Source organism: Allobosea sp., assembly GCF_036675845.1.
In the GTDB taxonomy this organism is placed as follows: Bacteria; Pseudomonadota; Alphaproteobacteria; order Rhizobiales; family Beijerinckiaceae; genus Allobosea.
This window is the reverse complement of sequence record NZ_JAKFED010000040.1, coordinates 1-18,914: the sequence shown is the minus strand read 5'-3', so window position 1 is coordinate 18,914 and position 18,914 is coordinate 1. Positions and strand designations below refer to the sequence as shown.

The window sequence follows — 18,914 nt, the reverse complement described above, 5'->3', positions numbered from 1 at the left end:
CGTTCAGGCGATCAGGGGCTGCAACAGCTTCTGCATCGCGCGCAGGCGCGGCAGCAAGCGGGTCTCGACCTCGTCGCCGGCGATGCGCTGCACCTGGAGCGAGAGGTTGAAGGCGGCGACGACCTGGCCGCGGCTGTTGACCAGCGGCATGGCGAGCGAGACCAGGCCGAGCTCGAGCTCCTGGTCGACGATCGCATGGCCCTGTTCCCGCACTGCGGCGAGGATCGCCATCAGCTTTCCGATGTCGGTCACCGTATGCGGCGTCAGCGCGGTCGGCTGGCCGGCGAGGATGCGGGCCCGCGCCTCCTCCGGGTCGAGCGCCGCCAGCAGCACGCGGCCCATCGAGGTGCAGAAGGCCGGCAGGCGCGAGCCGACGGAGAGCCCGACCGACATGATCCGGCGCTGCGCCGAGCGGGCGATGTAGACGATCTCATGCCCGTCGAGCAGGCAGGCCGAGGAGGATTCGTGGGTTTCCTCCGAAAGCCGCTCGAGGAAGGGCTGGACGAGCTTGGGCAGCGCCGTCGAGGATAGCCAGGCATAGCCGAGCCGCAGCACCCGCGGGGTCAGCCGGAAGAACTTGCCGTCGAACTCGGCATAGCCGGTGCGCGTCAGCGTCAGCAGGCAGCGGCGGGCGGCGGCGCGGGAAAGCTCGGTGGCGCGCGCGACATCGGCGATGGTCAGGCGGTCATGCTCGGCATCGAAGCATTCGATCACCGCCAGGCCCTTTTCGAGCGCGGCCATGTGGTCGGGAGAGGGTGCAAGGCGCCCCGCTTCGCTGCTTGACCCTGGCACCTGCAATCCCTAAAGTTCGAAAATCAGAATATTGTGCGATAAACGCACGAAATTTGAGGAGATGTCAAGGTGGCAAAATTCGTCTCCCTCCAGCAGGGGATCGAGGAGGTGCTGCGCGACGGCGACTCGGTTTCGATGGAGGGCTTCACTCATTTGATCCCCCATGCCGCCGGCCACGAGGCCATCCGCCAGGGCCGCAAGCGGCTGACGCTGATCCGGATGACGCCGGACCTGATCTACGACCAGATGATCGGCATGGGCTGCGCCGAAAAGCTCGTCTTCTCCTGGGGCGGCAATCCCGGCGTCGGCTCGCTGCACCGCCTGCGCGACGCCATCGAGAACGGCTGGCCGCACCGCCTGGAGCTCGAGGAGCACAGCCACGCCGCCATGGCCAACGCCTATGAGGCCGGCGCCGCCAACCTGCCCTTCGCGGTCTTCCGCGGCTACAAGGGCGTCGACCTGCCCAAGGTCAATCCGAACATCCGCTCGGTGACCTGCCCCTATACCGGCGAGGTGCTGGCGACGGTGCCGGCGCTGCGGCCGGATGCTTCCGTCATCCATGCGCTGCGGGCCGACCGCGAGGGCAATGTCATGCTCGAGGGCATCGTCGGCGTGCAGAAGGAGGCGGTACTGGCGGCGAAGCGCTCGCTCGTCACGGTCGAGGAGATCGTCGAGGATTTCGGGCCGCGCAACGCCAATGCCGTGATCCTGCCGGCCTGGGCGGTCACCGCCATCGCCCATGTCCCGGGCGGCGCCTACCCGTCCTATGCCCATGGCTATTACAAGCGGGCCAACGAGTTCTATATCGGCTGGGACAAGATCGCGCGCGACCGCGACAGCTTCTTGTCCTGGATCAAGGCCAACGTCCTCGAAAAGGGGCCGGATGTGTTCGCGCAATATGCCCGGTCGCAGCGCCAGGCGGCGGAGTGAGCCCCATGAGCCATACCCCTTCCGAGATGATGACCATCGCCGCGGCGCGGCTGCTGACAGAGACGGACGTCTGCTTTGTCGGCATCGGCGCGCCCTCGGCCGCCTGCAACCTGGCCCGGCTGACCCATGCGCCGGGGCTCACGCTGATCTACGAATCCGGCACGCTCTCGACCCGGCCGAGCGTGCTGCCGCTCTCGATCGGCGATGGCGAGCTCTGCGACACGGCGCTGACGACCGTGCCGGTGCCGGAGATGTTCCGCTACTGGCTGCAGGGCGGGCGCATCACCATCGGCTTCCTCGGCGGCGCCCAGATCGACCGCTTCGCCAATCTCAACACCACCGTGGTCGGCGACTACGCCACCCCGAAAGTGCGCCTGCCGGGCGGCGGCGGCGCGCCCGAGATCGCCAGCAATTGCGGGCAGATCTTCATCACCATGGCGATGGGCTCGCGCGCCTTCGTCGAGAAGCTGCCCTTCATCACCTCCTTCGGCCACGGCACCGGCAAGGGCGACCGCGAGAAGCTCGGCCTGAAGACCAAGGGGCCGACCAGGGTGATCACCGATCTCTGCGTCATGGCACCCGATCCCGAGACCGCCGAACTTACGGTTATCTCGCTGCATCCGGGCGTGACGCGCGAACAGGTCCAGGCCGGTTGCGGCTGGCCCTTGCGCTTCGCCGCCGATCTGACGGAGACACCGGCGCCGAGCGCAGAGGAGCTCGAGGTGCTGCGGACCCTGCATGCCCGCACCAGGAAAGCCCATGGAGTGGCGGCATGAGCCTGATCTTCCCCCGCAACGGGCTGAAGGCCCATCCGCCCAACAATTCGCCGGAATACAAGAGCACGCTGAAGCGGGCGCCCTCGCAGCCGCTGATCCTGCTGCCGCACACGCTCTCGGAGACAAGCGGGCCGGTCTTCGGCCATGCCGCCGTCTCCGAGACCGATTCGGACCTGACGCTCCAGCATGAAGGCGAGCCGCTGGGCGAGCGCATCATCGTCAGCGGCCGCGTGCTCGACGAGGATGGCCGGCCGGTGCCGCACACGCTGATCGAGATCTGGCAGGCCAATGCCGGCGGGCGCTATGTCCATGTCAAGGACCAGCATCCGGCCCCGCTCGACCCGAACTTCACCGGTGCCGGCCGCGCCCTCACCGATGCGCAGGGGCGCTACCGCTTCGTCACCATCAAGCCCGGCGCCTATCCCTGGCGCAACCACCACAATGCCTGGCGCCCGGCCCATATCCATTTCTCGCTGTTCGGGCCGAGCTTCCTGTCGCGCGTCATCACCCAGATGTATTTCCCGGGCGACCCGCTGTTCAAATACGATCCGATCTTCCAGTCGATCACCGACGCCAGCGTGCGCGAGCGGCTGATCTCGCGCTTCGATCTCGACACCACCGAGCCGGAATGGGCGCTCGGCTACCAGTTCGACATCGTGCTGCGCGGCCGCGAGGCGACCCCGACGGAGGAACCGCATGAGCACTGAACAAAAGGCCCCGCCCGGTCTCACGCCCTCCCAGACGATCGGCCCGTTCTTCGCCTATGCGCTGACGCCGCGCGCCTATGGCGGCAAGGAACTGGCCACCGAGCAGGTCGCAAGCGAGGCCGTCGCCGGCGAGCGGCTCCGCGTCGAGGGTGTCGTCTATGACGGCGACGGCGTGTCCGTAGGCGATGCCGTGATCGAGACCTGGCAGGCCGATGCCGAAGGCCGCTTCAACGCCGCCGGCAATGCCGGCTTCACCGGCTTCGGCCGGGCCGAGACCAGCGCCGAGGGCGTCTATTTCATCGAGACCATCCGCCCGGGCGCCCTGCCGGGTCTGAACGGCGTGATGCAGGCGCCGCATCTCACCGTCTCCGTCTTCGCCCGCGGCCTGCTGATCCGGCTGGCGACGCGGATCTATTTCGACGACGAGCCCGGCAATGCGCAGGACCCGGTGCTGGCGCTGGTGCCGGCCGAGCGGCGCGCGACGCTGATCGCCAAGCGCGGCGCCGACGGCGTCTTCCGCCTCGACATCAGATTGCAGGGCAAAAGCGAGACGGTCTTCTTCGACGTCTGAACCTTCACCGTCATGCCCGGGCTTGACCCGGGCGTGATGGGCAATGAAATTCCGAGCTCTGCATCTTGCTTCGCCCGCGGACGACGCGGCGCCGCGCAGCATCCCTCGGAGCCTGCCATGCCCTCCCCCCTGATCGCGCTCGACTGGGGCACCACGCGCGCCCGCGCCTTCCTGATCGGGGAGGACGGCACCGTGCTCGAGCGCCGCAGCGCCGATCGCGGCATCCAGTCCGTCCCGGCCGGCGGTTTTCCGGCCGCCTTCGCGGCGATCGCCGGTGATCTGCGCCGGGCCCGGCCCGATGCGGCCGTCCTGCTCGCCGGCATGGTCGGCAGCCGCAATGGCTGGGTCGAGGCGCCCTATGTCGCCTGCCCGGCGAGCCCGGCGGAGATCGCCGCTGCCGGCCTGCGCGTGACGCTCGATGACGGCACGGAGGCGACCGTGCTGCCGGGGCTCTCCTGCGACGAGGGCGCCTTCGACGTGATGCGCGGCGAGGAGACGCTGGTCGTCGGCCTGGGCCTTGCGGACGGCATCGCCTGCCTGCCGGGCACGCATTCGAAATGGGCGCAGGTCGAGGGCGGGCGCATCACCCGCTTCGCCAGCTTCATGACCGGCGAGATCTACGGCCTGCTGCGCGAGCACTCGATCCTGTCGCGACTGGCTGCCGAACCGGCCGGCGAGGACGCCGCTGAAGGCGCCCGCCTTGGCCTAGCCGCCGCCGCGCGGCCGGGCGGGCTGCTCAACGCCGCCTTCGCTGCCCGCAGCGAGGTGCTGGCGGGGCGGATGAGGGGGGGAGCGGTCGGGTCCTATCTCTCGGCGCTGCTGGTCGCACAGGAGATCGAAGGTGCGCGCGCTTTGTTCGGCAGGCTGGGTAACCTCCAGCTCGTCGCCGACGGCGTGCTGGCGCAAAGCTATGGCCGAGCGCTTGCCGCGGCCGGTCTCGATCACGACCTCGTAACGCCGGGAGCGGCCTTCGTCGCCGGCGTGACGCGCCTCGCCGCGGACCTGCCGGCATGATCGTCGTCTTCGGTTCGCTGAATGTCGATCTGGTGACGCCGGTCGAGCGCCTGCCCGGCGCCGGCGAGACCGTGCTCGGGCCGGGCTATGCCCTGCACCCTGGCGGCAAGGGCGCCAACCAGGCGCTGGCGGCGCGTCGTGCCGGGGCGCCGGTCGCGCTCATCGGCGCCGTCGGGCGTGACGCCTTCGCCGAACTCGCGGTGAATCTGCTGGCCGCGGACGGTGTCGACCTTGCCCATCTTGCCCGCGTCGCCGCGCCGACGGGCGCGGCCTTCATCGCCGTCGATGCGCAGGGCCAGAACCAGATCGTCGTCGCTGCCGGGGCCAATGCCGCAGCGCGTGCCGATGCGCTGGCGGCGATGCCCCTGGGCGAGGGCGACCTGCTGCTGCTCCAGCGCGAGGTGCCGGAAGAGCAATGTCTGCGCGCGGCGCAGGCCATGCGCCAGGCTGGCGGAAGGGTGATCCTCAACCTCGCCCCCGCCGGCGTGCCCACACTGGAACTGCTGGCGCTGACCGACATCCTGATCGCCAATGAGCATGAGGCCGCCCTCTTGGCGCAAGGCCTCGGCTGGAGCGAGACCGAGCCCGACGCGATCGCGCAGCGGCTCGATGCCGAGCGCGGCATCGCCTGCATCGTCACGCTCGGTGCTGCCGGCGCCGTCGGCTGGCATGGCGGCGTGCGCCGCCGGCTCGAGGCGCCGCAGGTCGAGGTGGTCGATACGGTCGCGGCCGGGGACAGTTTCGTCGGCGCCTTCGCGGCGGCGCTGCAGGCCGGCTTCGGCTTCTCGGGCGCGCTGCAGCGCGGCCTTGCGGCCGGCTCGCTCGCCTGTACCGTCGCCGGCGCCCAGCCGAGCGTGCCGCGGCGCGAAGCGATCGAGGCGCTGGCCGGGCGCAGCTTCCTCTAGAGCCGGATCCGATCAGGTTGGATCAACCTGATCGGTGAATCCGCCTCTAAACTATGGATAGATTTGTCGCGACCGGCTTGAGCGCGGGTTAAGCCTGTCGGCAGGCCGGCGGCCGGAACGCTCTCCGGTGGCGCATCGGATTCATGCTTCGTCAGCAACCTTGCCCGTTATTTCGCGGCGGAAATCCGCGAAAGGACGTCGCCATGGCCCCGCGGCCGATCTTCTGGTCCCTGGGCATCGCCGGCGCCACCGGCCTTCTGGCGCTGAACCATGCCGGCGATCTCGCCCGGCTGACGCAGGACGAGCCGGCGCTCGCCGTCGCCCGGCCGGAGCGGACCACGACCGGCGCGGGCGAGGGCCGCTCGTTGACGATCAACGCCGATTATCGCGGCCACTATATCGTCCACCCCTCGATCGAGAATTATCGCGTCAGGATGATGGTCGATACCGGCGCGAGCTTCATCGCGCTGACCGATGCCGATGCCAGGGCGCTGGGCGTCAAGCCGCAGCGCTCGGCCTATACCTTCGGCCTCAGCACGGCCAATGGCGTGGTGCGCGGCGCCCAGGTGCGGCTGCGCGAGGTCCGGCTCGGTGACATCCTGGTCCGCGATGTCGAGGCGGTGGTGCTGCCGGCCGGCGCGCTCGGCATGAGCCTGCTCGGCACCTCCTTCCTGCGCAAGCTCTCGGGCTACGAGGTCCGGGGCGGCCGGATGATCCTGCGCGGCTGAGGCGCACCGGGCCTCTCCGTTCCCATCGTCATTCCGATCGGCTATGCCCGTTTCTGTCATGCTCAGGCTGCATTCATGTAGCCTGTGGCCTTTCCGCTCCGCACGTCTCCTGCGGGCCCTGCCTGGCCCGCGCTTCAGCTAAATGGATGGCCCGATGTTTCCGAAACCGCTGCCCGAGCTCTTCCCCAACAGCTACGACTACGAGTCGCTGCCGATGGTGAAGCCGACCGGCTTCCGCGAATACGATGCGCGCTGGTTCTTCGGCAAGGAACTCAACCTGATGGGCGTCCAGGCCGTCGGCATGGGGCTCGGCACGCTGATCCGGCGGATGGGCGTCAAGCCCGAGATCGTCACCGCCCATGATTTCCGCAGCTATTCCTCCTCGATCAAGATGGCGCTGGTCACCGGGCTGATGGCGGCCGGCTGCAAGGTCCACGATATCGGGCTCGCCATGTCGCCGATGGCCTATTTCGCCCAATTCGCGCTCGACGTGCCCTGCGTCGCCATGGTCACCGCCTCGCATAACGACAATGGCTGGACCGGGATCAAGATGGGCGCCGAGCGCCCGGTCACCTTCGGCCCGGATGAGATGGGGCAATTGCGCGATCTCGTGCTGGCGGGCGATTTCGACCTGATCGGCGGCGGATCCTATCAGTTCGTGCCCGACTTTCCGGCGCTCTACATCAAGGATCTGACCGATCGGCCGAAGTTCACGCGCAAGCTCAAGGTCATCGCCGCCTGCGGCAACGGCACCGCCGGCGCCTTCGCGCCGAAGATCCTGGAGATGCTCGGCTGCGAGGTGATCCCGATGGATGCCGAGCTCGACCACACCTTCCCGCGCTACAACCCCAACCCCGAAGACATGAAGATGCTGCACGCCATGGCCGACGCCGTGAAGCAGCACGGCGCCGATGTCGCGCTCGGCTTCGACGGCGATGGCGACCGCTGCGGCGTCGTCGACAATCATGGCGAGGAAATCTTCGCCGACAAGATCGGCGTGATGCTGGCGCGCGACCTCGGCCGGCTCAATCCGGGTGCGCAGTTCGTCGTCGACGTCAAGTCGACCGGCCTGTTCTCGACCGATCCCGAGTTGCAGAAGCTCGGCGTCAAGACCGATTACTGGAAGACCGGCCACTCCTACATCAAGCGCCGCGTCCGCGACCTGAACGCCCTCGCCGGCTTCGAGAAGTCCGGCCACTTCTTCTTCAACGCCCCTGTGGGGCGCGGCTATGACGACGGCGTCGTCACCGCCATCGCCGTGCTCGACATGCTCGACCGCAATCCCGGCAAGTCGATGGCTGAGCTCTACGCTGCGGTGCCCAAGACCTGGGGCACGCCGACCATGGCGGCCAAATGCGCCGACGAGATCAAGTACGGCGTCAGCGACAAGGTGACCAAGCGGATCGAGGCGATGCAGGCCGCCGGCGAGAAGCTTGCCGGCCAGGCGATCCGCGACGTGATCACCGTCAATGGCGTGCGCGTGGTCAATGAGGACGGCACCTGGGGGTTGGTGCGCGCCTCCTCGAACAAGCCGGAACTCGTCGTGGTCTGCGAGAGCCCGGTCTCGGAAGCGCGGATGCGCGAGATGTTCAAGGCGATCGACGGCGTGCTGCGCGAGAACCCCGAAGTCGGCGCCTACAACCAGACGATCTGAGCGAGATTTCCGGCGACGGCGAGGGGAAGCCTACTTCTTCTCGCCGCTCGCGGCGGCATTGCGGGCGCTGGCCTGGCCGCCGACCTCGTCGAAGAAGCGCTTGACGTCGCCGAGCCGCGCGGTCGGCTGGCAGACCGGGGCGCAGGAATAGCTTTCGCGCTCGAGTCCGCGCTGCACGGTGAGCACGGAATCGGTCGCCGCGCGCACCCGCACGAAGGATTCGGCCAGAAGCGTCCCGCTGGCGTCGAGAGCGATCAGATTGGTCACGCCGAAGCTCTTGCCGGTGACGACCATCACGCCGTTGCGCTGGACCGTGACATCGGCGATCGCCGGGTTGCCGACGATCACGGTCTGCGCCTTTTCGGGCAGGCGCACCACCTTGGCATGATCGACATTGACGATCACCGTATCCGGGCCGGCCTCCGCGGGGGCTGCGACGGCTGCCGGTGCCGGGCGCGTCTGCGCGCTCGCGGGGGCCGAGGACAAGGCCAGGCCCAGGGTCACGGCCAGCGCGCCGGCCGCGACGGCGGCGACGAGAACAGGCCGCGAGGCGGTCATCGCAATGGACATGGCTGGCGCCCCAAGATTTCCAACAGGCCGAGCAAAGCCGAAAATGATGAATCAATCCCTAAGACGGTGATCTGGCCGACGGAACGGCCCGCCGAACGCCGGCCTCGACCATCGGAAATGCGATGAGATTGCCGCGCCTGGCGCGCAGATGACGCCTTACCCAAAGTCATAAGACTGTAAGAAGGCAGGGAATACCATATAGATAAAAATGTAATATCTTTTATACGATTGTTTAACTCGTAGATCGCAATAGGATCGCGTTAACCATCCAGGAAACACCTGTGCGATTCGCCGAATTCTTGGGTCGCTTTAACTGATCGGCAAGACGGCGCGTGTAGCTTCGCAATTGTCGCTGACCGAAGCCGAACCAGAGCGAAGGCAGCCGTCAAACCGTGGTGCAAAAGGAGACTACCATGACCAAGCTTTTCGCTCGCTTCGCCAAGGACGAGTCCGGCGCGACCGCCATCGAATACGGCCTGATCGCCGCCCTGATCGCCGTCGTCTGCATCGCCGCGATGCAGCTGATCGGCACGAACCTGAACGCCAAGTTCGAAGCGATCGCGGCCGCTCTCGGCGCGTAAGCCGCCAACCTCCGCATAAACGTATACCGAGGCGCCCCGGAGGAGACTTCGGGGCGCCTTTCTTTCTGCCTTCGGTAATTCTTTGGTCAGGGCTTCTGCACCAGCATGCCGCGAGCCGCTCTGCATCCGGATGGACATCATGCCGCTTTCGCTGATCGCCATTATGGTCGTCTTTCCCGCTGCCATGGCCTATGCGGCGGTGAGCGACATCGCGACAATGACGATCTCGAACCGGCTCTGCCTGCTGCTGGTCGCGGCCTTCGCGCTCTGTGCCTTTTCGGCGGGGCTGGGCTGGAACCAGATCGCCTGGCATCTGGCCGCCGGCTTCGCGATGCTCGCCATCTGCTTCGGCCTGTTCGCAGCCGGCTGGATCGGTGGCGGTGACGCCAAGCTCGCCGCGGCGACCGCGCTCTGGTTCGGCTTTGAGCAGCTATTGCCCTATCTGATGGTCGCGGCCCTCGCCGGCGGCGTGCTGACGCTGGTCCTGCTCAAGCTCCGCTCCGCGCCGCTGCCGGCTCCGGCCGAGCGCTGGGACTGGGCGAGGCGGCTGCACAGCGTCGAGAAGGGCGTGCCCTATGGCGTCGCGCTCGCCTTCGCCGCCCTGGTGATCCTGCCCAAGACGGCGATCTGGCGGGCCGCGATCGGCGTCTGATCCGGTCTGCGCTGGCCGCGGGCGGGCGATCCAGCCAAAAAGATACGTCCGGTTAACCATAAGTTGACGATTCCGACGGCACGATCCGGCTGAGGGCCAGTTCGTGCTGGCTGAGGATCGCCAGTCATGAGTCCCGCCAGAATCATCATCCTTGGAATCGCGCTGGTCGCCGGGCTGGGCGCTGCCCTGCTGATCAGCCGGCCGCCCAAGGTCAGCACCCCGTCGGTGACCAAATACGAGCCGGCACCGACCGTCGAGGTGCTGGTCGCGGCTGCCGACATCCCGCTCGGCAACCGTCTGGCCGCCAGCGACCTGCGCTGGATCGCCTGGCCGCTCGCCAGCCTGCCCGCCGGCGTCATCCGCCGCCAGGACGCGCCCGAGGGCGAGGCGGAGTTCGTCGGCCAGGTCGCGCGGGCGCAGCTCTTCGGTTCCGAGCCGATCCGCCGCGAGAAGCTGATCCGCACCGACGCTTCCGGCTTCCTCTCCGCCATGCTTCCGGCCGGCAAGCGCGCCGTCGCCATCACCACCGACAGAGCCGGCGCCAACACCGCCGGTGGCTTCATCCTGCCCAATGACCGCGTCGACGTGATCCGGGTTACCCGCGACGACAGCAACAGCCGGGACGGCTCGGGGCCCGCCAGCGAGGCGATCCTGGTCAATGTCCGGGTGCTGGCCATCGGCCAGAACGTCCAGGAGAAGAATGGCGAGAAGGTCGTGGTCGGCGAGACCGCGACCCTGGAGCTCGATCCCCGCCAGGTCGACATCGTCACCTTGGCGCAGAAGACGGGCTCGCTCTCGCTGGCGCTGCGCAGCCTCCAGGACGCCGGTGACCTCAGTCCCCCGGCCGATGAGGGCGGGCTGACCCTCGTGCGCTACGGCGTCACCAGCAAGGGCGTGAAGCCATGATCCCCGCCAGGAACAATGTCCGCGCCCGCCATCGCGCCGCCCGGCGCCCGGCGCCTCGCCGCCTCGGCCTCGCCCTGTTGCCGCTCGCGGCCCTGATCGCGGCGCCTCCCGCGCTGGCCCAGGGCAAGGGTGCCGCCCCGGTGCTCAATGTCGGGGCCAGCGAGCATGCGATCTCGCGCAAGCTCGACCTCTCGATCGGGCGCTCGCTGATCGTCGAATTGCCGCGCGACGCCAAGGAGGTGTTCGTCGCCAATCCCAAGGTCGCCAATGCCGTCGTGCGCTCGGCCCGCAAGCTGTTCATCATCGGCATGGCCGACGGCTCGACCTCGATGTTCGTGCTCGACGCCGAGGGACGCCAGATCACGGCGCTGGAGATCGAGGTCGGCCGCGATCTCAACGTGCTGCGCCAGACCTTGCGCTCGGCGATGCCGGGCGCCGACATCCAGGTCAAGCCGGCCGGCAACTCGATCCTGCTGGTCGGCAATGTCGCCAGCGCTTCGGAAGCGACGCAGGCGCTCGACATCGCCAATGCCTTCGTCGGCATCTCGGGCGAGGGCGCCAATTCGACCAAGGGCGCGGTGATCAATTCGCTGACCATTCGCGGGCGCGACCAGGTCATGGTCAAGGTCGTGGTCTCGGAAGTTTCGCGCAAGGCGATCAAGCAGCTCGGCATCAACTCGACCGGCGAGTGGCGGCTCGGCAAGTTCAGCATCACGCCTTCGATCGACACGCCCTTCTCGCTGCAGCCGCAGCAGCTCGCGGCGACCGCGATCGGCGCCGGCATCGGCAATTCGACCAATTTCACGCTGCGAGCGCTCGAGCGCGCCGGGCTGTCGCGCGTCCTGGCCGAGCCGACGGTGACCGCGATCTCGGGCGAGAGCGCCAAGTTCACCGCCGGCGGCGAGGTGCCGATCCCGAACGGATACTCGTGCGACAACAGCAATCGCTGCGTGCTCAACATCGTCTACAAGCCGATCGGCGTCTCGCTCAACTTCACGCCGATCGTGATGTCCGAGAACCGGATCTCGATGCGGATCGCGACCGAGGTCACCGAGCTCGATTTCGAGAACCAGCTCCGGCTCAACCCGACCGAGACCACCGCCGTCAACGCCCCCGGCTTTCGCGTGCGCAAGTCCGACACCACGGTCGAGCTGCCCTCCGGCGGCACGCTGGCGACGGCCGGCCTGATCCAGCGCGTCTCGCGCCAGGCGATCAACGGCCTGCCCGGCCTGATGAACATTCCGATCATCGGCACGCTGTTCCGCTCGCGCGACTATCAGCGCGAGGAGACCGAGCTGATGATCGCGGTGACGCCCTACATCGTCAAACCGATCGACCCCGGCCAGCTCAACCGGCCCGATGACGGCTTCGTCGAGGCCCATGACGCCCAGACGATCCTGATGGGGCGCCTCAACAAGATCTACGGGACGACCAGCGGCGGGCCCGTCCCCCAGGCCTATCGGGGGCGTGTCGGCTTCATCGCCGATTGAGGGCTGCGAGCATGCATCTGCGAAGGATGGCGAGCGTGACGACAGACGACAGAATCCAGGCTTGCCGTCGCCGCCCGGCGGCCCTTCTGGCCGCGCTTGCGGCCGCGCTCGCGCTCGGCGCCTGCGCCAAGGGCGACCTCACGGCGGGCGGAGCTCCTTTCGACACGCGCGAGCGCCATCCGATCGTGCTGCGCGACGCGCCGCGCTCGCTCGACGTCTTCGTCGGCCGCGCCGGCGGGGGCCTCGACCCGCGCCAGGCCGACGACGTCACCCGCTTCGGCCAGGATTACCGCCGCAGCGGCCGCGGCGGCCTGGTCGCCGAGGTGCCGAGCGGGACCGGGCGCGAGCTCGCCGCGCGCGACACGCTCGACGGCATCCGCCGCTCGCTCGCCCGGGCCGGCGTGGCGCAAGGCTCGCTTTCGGTCACGACCTATCGCGCCGTCGATCCGAATCTCGCCTCGCCGATCCGCCTGACCTTCGCCTCGCTCCAGGCCGGCCTGCCGCATTCCTGCGGACAATGGCCGGAGGATGCCGGGGTCTCAAGCTACAAGACCGACGCCTCGAACGAGCCCTTGTGGAATCTCGGCTGCTCGACGCAGGCCAATCTCGCGGCGCAGGTCGCCGATCCGCTCGACCTCGTCCGGGCCCGCGGCGAGGGCCGGCTCGACACCCAGAAGCGCCTGGAGGCGATCAAGAAGCTGCGCGAGGGCAAGGACCCATCGACGCAGTACCGCCAGGAGCAGTCGGCGATCAGCACCGCGGTCGGAGGCAAGTGATGGCAGGCGCGTCGCTGCACGAGACCGAAACGCCCGGCGAGGAGATCATCGCCCCGCTGCCCCGCATCACCTTGCAGGCCTTCTGCGAGACGCAGGAAGTCGCCGCCGCGATGCAGGCGGTGACGGCCGACCGGCGCATGGACAAGGCGCAGACCCGCATCCAGATGGGCGGCCCGGCGGCAGCGGTGGAGGCGTTCCGCGCCGCGCCGACCCCGAATGTCATCCTGCTGGAGACGGTGACCGAGCCGTCGCGGCTGATCGCCAGCCTCGACGCCCTGGCCGAGAGCTGCGACCCCGGCACCAAGGTCGTGGTCATCGGCCATGTCAACGACGTCCAGCTCTATCGCGATCTGATCCGCCGCGGTGTCAGCGACTATCTGATCGCGCCGCTCGGCGTGCTCGACGTGCTGCGCACGCTGTCGGAGCTCTATGCCACGCCGGGCGCCGAGACCCTCGGGCGCACCATCGCCGTGGTCGGGGCCAAGGGCGGCGTCGGCGCCTCGACCCTGGCGCATAATCTGGCCTGGGCGATCGGCCGCAATCTCGACGCCTCCACCGTGATCGTCGATCTCGACATCGCCTTCGGTACGGCGGGGCTCGATTTCAACCAGGACCCGCCGCAAGGCATCGCGGAGGCGGTGTTCGCGCCCGAGCGGCTCGACGCCAACATGCTCGACCGGCTGCTCTCGCGCTGCAGCGAGAACCTCGCTTTGCTGGCGGCGCCGGCGATGCTGGACCGGACCGTCGATCTCGGCGAGGACGCGCTCGACCAGTTGCTCGACCTGCTGCGCGCCAGCGTGCCCTGCATCGTGCTCGACGTGCCCCATGTCTGGACGGGCTGGGCCAAGCGCACGTTGATCGGCGCCGACGAGGTCGCGATCGTCGCCGCGCCCGAGCTCGCCTCGCTGCGCAACGCCAAGAACCTGATGGACCTGCTGCGCGCGGCAAGACCCAATGATTCGGTGCCGCGGCTGATCCTCAACCAGGTCGGCATCGCCAAGCGGCCCGAGATCGACGCCGCCGAGTTCGCCAAGGCGCTCGGCGTCGAGGTGCTGAGCGCCATCCCCTTCGACGCCCAGCTCTTCGGCACGGCCGCCAATAACGGCCAGATGATCGCCGAGGTCCAGGCCGGCGGCAAGGTCGCCGAGGCCTTCGTCCAGATCGCGGCGGCGCTGACCGGGCGCGGCGAATCGAAGCGCGGCAAGCGCAGCCTGTTCGAGCCGCTGGTCGCCAAGCTGATGCGCCGGAAGGCCTGAGATGTTCGGCAAGAGAAACGCGAGCATGCCGGCCGCGCCGGCTCCGATGACCTCGCCCGCTGCGGGTGCCAGGCCGGCCGAGCCGCGCCCGGCCATCGCCGAGGCGCGCCGCCCGCCGCCGCCGCCAGCGCCGGTCGAGTCGCCGAAATCCGACGAATACTACCAGATGAAGAGCATGATCTTCGGTGCTCTCATCGAAGCGATCGACCTCTCCCAGCTGGCCAAGCTCGACGGTGAATCGGCGCGCGAGGAAATTCGCGACATCATCAACGAGATCATCTCGCTGAAGAACGTCGTGCTCTCGATCGCCGAGCAGGAGGAACTGCTCGACGACATCTGCAACGACGTCCTCGGCTACGGGCCGCTGGAACCGCTGCTGGCGCGCGACGACATCGCCGACATCATGGTCAACGGCGCCGGCCGGACCTTCATCGAGACCGGCGGCAAGATCCAGCTGACCAATGTCCGCTTCCGCGACAACGCGCAGCTGATGAACATCTGCCAGCGCATCGTCAGCCAGGTCGGCCGGCGCGTCGACGAGAGTTCGCCGATCTGCGACGCCCGTCTCGCCGACGGCTCGCGCGTCAACGTCATCGCCCCGCCGCTCGCCATCGACGGGCCGGCCCTGACCATCCGCAAGTTCAAGAAGGACAAGCTGACGCTCGACCAGCTCGTCCGCTTCGGCGCCATCGCGCCGCCCGGCGCCGAGATCCTGAAGATCATCGGCAAGGTCCGCTGCAATCTGGTGATCTCGGGCGGCACGGGTTCGGGCAAGACGACCCTGCTCAATTGCCTGACCAACTATATCGAGCATGACGAGCGCGTCATCACCTGCGAGGACGCCGCCGAGCTGCAGCTGCAGCAGCCGCATGTCGTGCGCCTCGAGACCCGCCCGCCCAATCTCGAGGGCACCGGCGCCGTGACGATGCGCGACCTGGTCAAGAACTGCCTGCGCATGCGGCCCGAGCGCATCATCGTCGGCGAGGTGCGCGGACCTGAGGCCTTCGACCTGCTGCAGGCGATGAACACCGGCCATGACGGCTCGATGGGCACGCTGCACGCCAACACCCCGCGCGAATGCCTCAGCCGTATCGAATCGATGATCACCATGGGCGGCTTCAGCCTGCCCTCGAAGACGCTGCGCGAGATGATCTGCTCCTCGATCGACGTGATCATCCAGGCACAGCGCATGCGCGACGGCTCGCGCCGGATCACCCATATCACCGAGGTGATGGGCATGGAAGGCGATGTGATCATCACCCAGGACCTGATGACCTATGACGTGCTGGGCGAGGACCCGAACGGCAAGCTGATCGGCCGCCACCGCTCGACCGGGATCGGCCGGCCGCGGTTCTGGGAGCGGGCGCGCTATTATGGCGAGGAGCAGCGCCTCGCCGCGGCGCTCGACGAGCTCGAAAGCCAGAACGAAGCGACCGCGGCGTAGAGCCGGATCCGACCAGATTGAATCAATCTGATCGGTGAATCCGTCTCTAAACATGAGTGAGAGACCGTTTTACCCATCAGCTTGCGGTGCAAGCTGATGGGAACGGGCTCTAGAGCATCGGGCCGAAAAGTGGAATCCGGTTTTCGGTTGAATCCGATGCTACGACAAAGAGATAGATCGCCGTCCCTTCCGTATGGACGCACGGCGATCTGGCCGGAGGACGGAACAACGCCATGGATTACGGGCTGATCGCCGCCGCCATCCTCGCCGCCGTCTCGGCCGGCGGCGTCGCCTATGCGCTGCTCTATCCGTCGCTCAGCGGCCAGGCCCGCGTCGAGCGCCGGCTCAGGGAGTTCGCCAGCCCGCTGGTCACCCGCAGCGCCGCCGATCGCGAGGCGCAGAACCGTGCCAAGCGCGGCCAGGTGGCGCAAAGCCTGAAGGATATCGAGAATCGCGAAAAGGCCCGCAACAAGGCGACGCTCGAGGTCAGGATCCAGCAGGCCGGGCTGAGCTGGACGCGCCGGCAGTATTTCATCTTTGCCGCGGTTGCCGGCCTTGTCGCCGGGCTCGTCCTGTTGATTGCCTCTGGCAAGGTCATGCTCGGGCTCGCCGGGCTGTTCATCGGCGCGTTCGGCCTGCCCTCCTTCTATCTCAGCCAGCGCCGGAAGAAGCGCCTGAAGCGCTTCTCCAACGAGTTTCCCAATGCGATCGACGTCATCGTGCGCGGCATCAAATCCGGCCTGCCGCTGAACGACTGCCTGCGCATCATCGCCAATGAGGCGCAGGAGCCGGTCAAGACCGAGTTCCGCCTGATCGTCGAGGCACAGACGCTGGGCCTGGCGCTGACCGACGCGGCCACCAAGCTGTTCGAGCGCATGCCCTGCGCCGAGGCCAATTTCTTCGGCATCGTGCTGGCGATCCAGCAGAAGACCGGCGGCAACCTCGCCGAGACCCTGGCCAATCTCTCGCGGGTCATCCGCGAGCGCCGCAAGATGCGCGACAAGATCGCGGCGGTGTCGATGGAGGCCAAGGCCTCGGCGGCGATCATCGGCTCACTGCCGGTCATCGTCACTCTCCTCGTCTACCTGACCAGCCCCCGCTACATCGAGCTGCTCTGGCTGACCTCGACCGGCAAGGTCGCCATGATCGGCGGGCTGATCTGGATGGCGATCGGCATCCTGGTGATGAAGAAAATGATCAATTTCGATATCTGAGGGACGGAAAAGATGCTCGCGCTCCTCATCCAGAAGGTCACCGATCCGCAATTCATGTTGGCGCTCGTCGCCGGGCTCGCCGTGGCCGCGACGATCGTCATGGTGGGCACGCCGCTGATCGAGGGCAACGCGCTCGGCAAGCGGATGAAGAACGTCGCGACCGAGCGCGACAAGATCCGCGCCCGCGAGCGCGACCGGCTTGCCCGCCAGAAGGACAAGGTCACGCTGCGGCAGGAGCCGAAGGAGTTCATGCGGCGCACCGTCGAGCAGTTCAAGCTCGGCGACTGGCTCGGCACCGAGAACGCCAAGAAGCAGCTGGCGTTGGCCGGCTTCCGCGGCCAGCAGGCCGAGGTCGGCTTCCTGTTCTTCCGCGCGGTCACGCCGATCGGGCTGTTCCTGTTCGCGCTGTTCTATGTCTTCTTCGTCAATGATTTCGGGCTGTCGCAGGTCAACCGGGTCGCCGTTGCCATCGCTGCCACCTATCTCGGCATCAAGGCGCCGGAGATCTATCTCTCGAACGCCGCCAGCAAGCGCCAGTTCTCGATGCGGCGCGCCTTCCCCGACGCGCTCGACCTGCTGCTGATCTGCGTCGAATCCGGCATGTCGATCGAGCTCAGCTTCCGCAAGGTCTCGACCGAGATCGGCAGCCAGTCGGTGCCACTGGCCGAGGAGTTCGCGCTGTGCACGGCGGAGCTCTCCTATCTGTCGGAGCGCCGGCAGGCCTATGAGAACCTCGCGACGCGCACCGGGCTCGAATCGGTGAAATCGGTCTGCACCGCCCTGATCCAGGCCGAACGCTATGGCACGCCGCTCGGCACGGCCTTGCGCACCCTCGCCCAGGAAAGCCGCGACCAGCGTATGAGCGAGGCCGAGAAGAAGGCCGCCGCCCTGCCGCCGAAGCTCACCGTGCCGATGATCCTGTTCTTCCTGCCGGTGCTGTTCGTGGTGATCCTGACCCCGGCCTTCATCAAACTGCTGGATTCGAAGTGAGCCGGCCGCGAGGTCTGTCGGATCTCATTCAACTTGAAACTGTCTCACTCCCGGTGAGACTGGCGTGTGCACGAATCTCACACATATGAGACCGATATGCATCCAGCGCATATCTAAGACTAGAGCAATTTCAATATCTTAGCCTAGCATTGAGAGCGCAGAGCCGTCTGAGGCGCCAAAACAAGCGCTTGAATGGGTAGTTTTCTGGATGCGGCAGAGGGTGTCTTTCCAATCTCATTTGGATGAGATTTTTGACGGTTGTACGGAATGTTAGCAGGCCTCCCGACCGAAGATGGCCCCTTCCTGACGTTCGAAACTCCGGACGGTTCAATTTAGTGCTGAGGGAAGTCGAACGAGCAATAGAAGCTAACGCGGCCAGCGACTGAGCCTGTCGTCATGCAAGTCTGCCGACCCAGAACAGTTCTTACGCAGCGGGCTTTCACCGTGCTGGTTCATTTGGAGAGTTCAGACAAAAAAATGCTTGGGTTCAATGCTTTATCACTGCAGGCGCTGGTTTCTGCGAGGTCGCGGGGGAAAAACCAATTGGGAACGCAAGGCTAACCATCGCGATCGTACCCCGAAAACGATCTTCGACATTCACTTCGCGAAGGACCTTCAGCCGCGCAGATACCGGTGTCCCTGCAACGCTGAAGTTGTACGCGACTGTGCCGCCCAACGCAGTCACACGCCCCTTATGGGCGCCTAACGATGCCCCACTACCGCCGTCTCCTGTAATTTGCTGATAGTGCGAGGCGAGCAGCCCGACGGAAAATTCCTTTGTCAGATACTGGCTGATCGCCAAGTCGGCGTGGATCGCGTTACCGCTCCTGTAATCTGGCCTGCTGCCGGTTTCGTGGACACCGCGATTGGGTGTTTCATGAAGCCGGAGGTGGCATATGCAGCGACGGAAGTTTGGGCGTGAGTTCAAGATCGAAGCGGTTCGCCTGATCAAGGATCG

At 67.1% G+C, this 18,914-nt stretch carries 20 protein-coding genes; 17 read left to right on the top strand and 3 right to left on the bottom strand.

Annotation, left to right across the window (positions count from 1 at the left end; all coding sequences use genetic code 11):
• Nucleotides 1–3: 3 nt before the first annotated feature.
• A complete protein-coding gene (locus V6M56_RS03835) occupies nt 4–741 on the bottom strand; it encodes an IclR family transcriptional regulator domain-containing protein (protein WP_332681393.1) in 738 nt (245 codons plus the stop codon).
• 120 nt (nt 742–861) lie between these two features.
• On the opposite strand from V6M56_RS03835, the gene V6M56_RS03830 reads away from it, so the two are divergent.
• The 8 genes from V6M56_RS03830 to V6M56_RS03795 all read left to right on the top strand — a co-directional run bounded on the left by V6M56_RS03830 (nt 862) and on the right by V6M56_RS03795 (nt 8,077).
• Complete coding sequence (locus V6M56_RS03830) at nt 862–1,722, top strand: CoA transferase subunit A (RefSeq protein ID WP_332681391.1); 861 nt, start codon at nt 862–864, stop codon at nt 1,720–1,722.
• Nucleotides 1,723–1,727: 5 nt separating this feature from the next.
• Nucleotides 1,728–2,498, top strand: coding sequence for a CoA-transferase subunit beta (locus V6M56_RS03825; RefSeq protein ID WP_332681390.1), 771 nt, complete (start codon nt 1,728–1,730; stop codon nt 2,496–2,498).
• Nucleotides 2,495–3,205, top strand: a complete 711-nt coding sequence (gene pcaH, locus V6M56_RS03820; RefSeq protein WP_332681388.1) for a protocatechuate 3,4-dioxygenase subunit beta — start codon at nt 2,495–2,497, stop codon at nt 3,203–3,205. The genes V6M56_RS03825 and pcaH overlap by 4 nt, the downstream gene beginning before the upstream one ends.
• Entirely contained in the window at nt 3,195–3,776 is a 582-nt protein-coding gene (pcaG, locus tag V6M56_RS03815; protein WP_332681386.1) for a protocatechuate 3,4-dioxygenase subunit alpha, read from the top strand. The genes pcaH and pcaG overlap by 11 nt, the downstream gene beginning before the upstream one ends.
• 117 nt (nt 3,777–3,893) lie before the next feature.
• Nucleotides 3,894–4,790 (top strand): 2-dehydro-3-deoxygalactonokinase, encoded by an 897-nt coding sequence (locus tag V6M56_RS03810; protein WP_332681383.1) that lies wholly within the window; start codon nt 3,894–3,896, stop codon nt 4,788–4,790.
• Nucleotides 4,787–5,695 carry a ribokinase gene (locus V6M56_RS03805; RefSeq protein ID WP_332681381.1) on the top strand — a complete coding sequence of 303 codons (909 nt, stop codon included), beginning with the start codon at nt 4,787–4,789 and terminating at the stop codon, nt 5,693–5,695. The genes V6M56_RS03810 and V6M56_RS03805 overlap by 4 nt, the downstream gene beginning before the upstream one ends.
• Before the next feature lie 203 nt (nt 5,696–5,898).
• Complete coding sequence (locus tag V6M56_RS03800) at nt 5,899–6,423, top strand: retropepsin-like aspartic protease family protein (protein ID WP_332681379.1); 525 nt, start codon at nt 5,899–5,901, stop codon at nt 6,421–6,423.
• Nucleotides 6,424–6,577: 154 nt separating this feature from the next.
• On the top strand, nt 6,578–8,077 hold the full coding sequence (locus V6M56_RS03795) for a phosphomannomutase/phosphoglucomutase (protein ID WP_332681377.1): 1,500 nt from the start codon (nt 6,578–6,580) through the stop codon (nt 8,075–8,077).
• Between the two features lie 30 nt (nt 8,078–8,107).
• On the opposite strand, the gene V6M56_RS03790 is transcribed toward V6M56_RS03795, so the two are convergent.
• A complete protein-coding gene (locus V6M56_RS03790; protein ID WP_332681376.1) occupies nt 8,108–8,647 on the bottom strand; it encodes a pilus assembly protein N-terminal domain-containing protein in 540 nt (179 codons plus the stop codon).
• A 413-nt stretch (nt 8,648–9,060) separates the two neighbouring features.
• Between V6M56_RS03790 and V6M56_RS03785 the strand changes: the two genes are divergently transcribed.
• The 9 genes from V6M56_RS03785 to V6M56_RS03745 all read left to right on the top strand — a co-directional run bounded on the left by V6M56_RS03785 (nt 9,061) and on the right by V6M56_RS03745 (nt 17,956).
• Nucleotides 9,061–9,228 (top strand): Flp family type IVb pilin, encoded by a 168-nt coding sequence (locus tag V6M56_RS03785; protein WP_332681374.1) that lies wholly within the window; start codon nt 9,061–9,063, stop codon nt 9,226–9,228.
• 139 nt (nt 9,229–9,367) lie between these two features.
• A complete protein-coding gene (locus V6M56_RS03780) occupies nt 9,368–9,880 on the top strand; it encodes an A24 family peptidase (protein ID WP_332681373.1) in 513 nt (170 codons plus the stop codon).
• A 126-nt stretch (nt 9,881–10,006) separates the two neighbouring features.
• Entirely contained in the window at nt 10,007–10,786 is a 780-nt protein-coding gene (cpaB, locus tag V6M56_RS03775) for a Flp pilus assembly protein CpaB (RefSeq protein WP_332681371.1), read from the top strand.
• Entirely contained in the window at nt 10,783–12,276 is a 1,494-nt protein-coding gene (locus tag V6M56_RS03770; RefSeq protein WP_332681369.1) for a type II and III secretion system protein family protein, read from the top strand. The genes cpaB and V6M56_RS03770 overlap by 4 nt, the downstream gene beginning before the upstream one ends.
• 35 nt (nt 12,277–12,311) lie before the next feature.
• Entirely contained in the window at nt 12,312–13,052 is a 741-nt protein-coding gene (locus V6M56_RS03765; protein ID WP_332681368.1) for a CpaD family pilus assembly protein, read from the top strand.
• A 14-nt stretch (nt 13,053–13,066) separates the two neighbouring features.
• Nucleotides 13,067–14,308 (top strand): AAA family ATPase, encoded by a 1,242-nt coding sequence (locus V6M56_RS03760; RefSeq protein WP_442881074.1) that lies wholly within the window; start codon nt 13,067–13,069, stop codon nt 14,306–14,308.
• 1 nt (nt 14,309) lies between these two features.
• Complete coding sequence (locus V6M56_RS03755; RefSeq protein WP_332681366.1) at nt 14,310–15,752, top strand: CpaF family protein; 1,443 nt, start codon at nt 14,310–14,312, stop codon at nt 15,750–15,752.
• Nucleotides 15,753–15,985: 233 nt separating this feature from the next.
• Complete coding sequence (locus V6M56_RS03750) at nt 15,986–16,966, top strand: type II secretion system F family protein (protein ID WP_332681365.1); 981 nt, start codon at nt 15,986–15,988, stop codon at nt 16,964–16,966.
• A 12-nt stretch (nt 16,967–16,978) separates the two neighbouring features.
• Nucleotides 16,979–17,956 carry a type II secretion system F family protein gene (locus V6M56_RS03745; RefSeq protein WP_332681364.1) on the top strand — a complete coding sequence of 326 codons (978 nt, stop codon included), beginning with the start codon at nt 16,979–16,981 and terminating at the stop codon, nt 17,954–17,956.
• Between the two features lie 487 nt (nt 17,957–18,443).
• On the opposite strand, the gene V6M56_RS03740 is transcribed toward V6M56_RS03745, so the two are convergent.
• The coding region (locus V6M56_RS03740) for a transporter (protein ID WP_332681362.1) at nt 18,444–18,914 on the bottom strand (471 nt) is incomplete at its 5' end.

What these genes read in the sequence shown, in the direction of transcription:
- V6M56_RS03835 (WP_332681393.1), bottom strand. Translation starts at nt 741, where the DNA reads ATGGCCGCGCTCGAAAAGGGCCTGGCGGTGATCGAATGCTTCGATGCC.
- V6M56_RS03825 (WP_332681390.1), top strand. Translation starts at nt 1,728, where the DNA reads ATGAGCCATACCCCTTCCGAGATGATGACCATCGCCGCGGCGCGGCTG.
- pcaH (WP_332681388.1), top strand. Translation starts at nt 2,495, where the DNA reads ATGAGCCTGATCTTCCCCCGCAACGGGCTGAAGGCCCATCCGCCCAAC.
- pcaG (WP_332681386.1), top strand. Translation starts at nt 3,195, where the DNA reads ATGAGCACTGAACAAAAGGCCCCGCCCGGTCTCACGCCCTCCCAGACG.
- V6M56_RS03810 (WP_332681383.1), top strand. Translation starts at nt 3,894, where the DNA reads ATGCCCTCCCCCCTGATCGCGCTCGACTGGGGCACCACGCGCGCCCGC.
- V6M56_RS03805 (WP_332681381.1), top strand. Translation starts at nt 4,787, where the DNA reads ATGATCGTCGTCTTCGGTTCGCTGAATGTCGATCTGGTGACGCCGGTC.
- V6M56_RS03800 (WP_332681379.1), top strand. Translation starts at nt 5,899, where the DNA reads ATGGCCCCGCGGCCGATCTTCTGGTCCCTGGGCATCGCCGGCGCCACC.
- V6M56_RS03795 (WP_332681377.1), top strand. Translation starts at nt 6,578, where the DNA reads ATGTTTCCGAAACCGCTGCCCGAGCTCTTCCCCAACAGCTACGACTAC.
- V6M56_RS03790 (WP_332681376.1), bottom strand. Translation starts at nt 8,647, where the DNA reads ATGTCCATTGCGATGACCGCCTCGCGGCCTGTTCTCGTCGCCGCCGTC.
- V6M56_RS03785 (WP_332681374.1), top strand. Translation starts at nt 9,061, where the DNA reads ATGACCAAGCTTTTCGCTCGCTTCGCCAAGGACGAGTCCGGCGCGACC.
- V6M56_RS03780 (WP_332681373.1), top strand. Translation starts at nt 9,368, where the DNA reads ATGCCGCTTTCGCTGATCGCCATTATGGTCGTCTTTCCCGCTGCCATG.
- cpaB (WP_332681371.1), top strand. Translation starts at nt 10,007, where the DNA reads ATGAGTCCCGCCAGAATCATCATCCTTGGAATCGCGCTGGTCGCCGGG.
- V6M56_RS03770 (WP_332681369.1), top strand. Translation starts at nt 10,783, where the DNA reads ATGATCCCCGCCAGGAACAATGTCCGCGCCCGCCATCGCGCCGCCCGG.
- V6M56_RS03755 (WP_332681366.1), top strand. Translation starts at nt 14,310, where the DNA reads ATGTTCGGCAAGAGAAACGCGAGCATGCCGGCCGCGCCGGCTCCGATG.
- V6M56_RS03750 (WP_332681365.1), top strand. Translation starts at nt 15,986, where the DNA reads ATGGATTACGGGCTGATCGCCGCCGCCATCCTCGCCGCCGTCTCGGCC.
- V6M56_RS03745 (WP_332681364.1), top strand. Translation starts at nt 16,979, where the DNA reads ATGCTCGCGCTCCTCATCCAGAAGGTCACCGATCCGCAATTCATGTTG.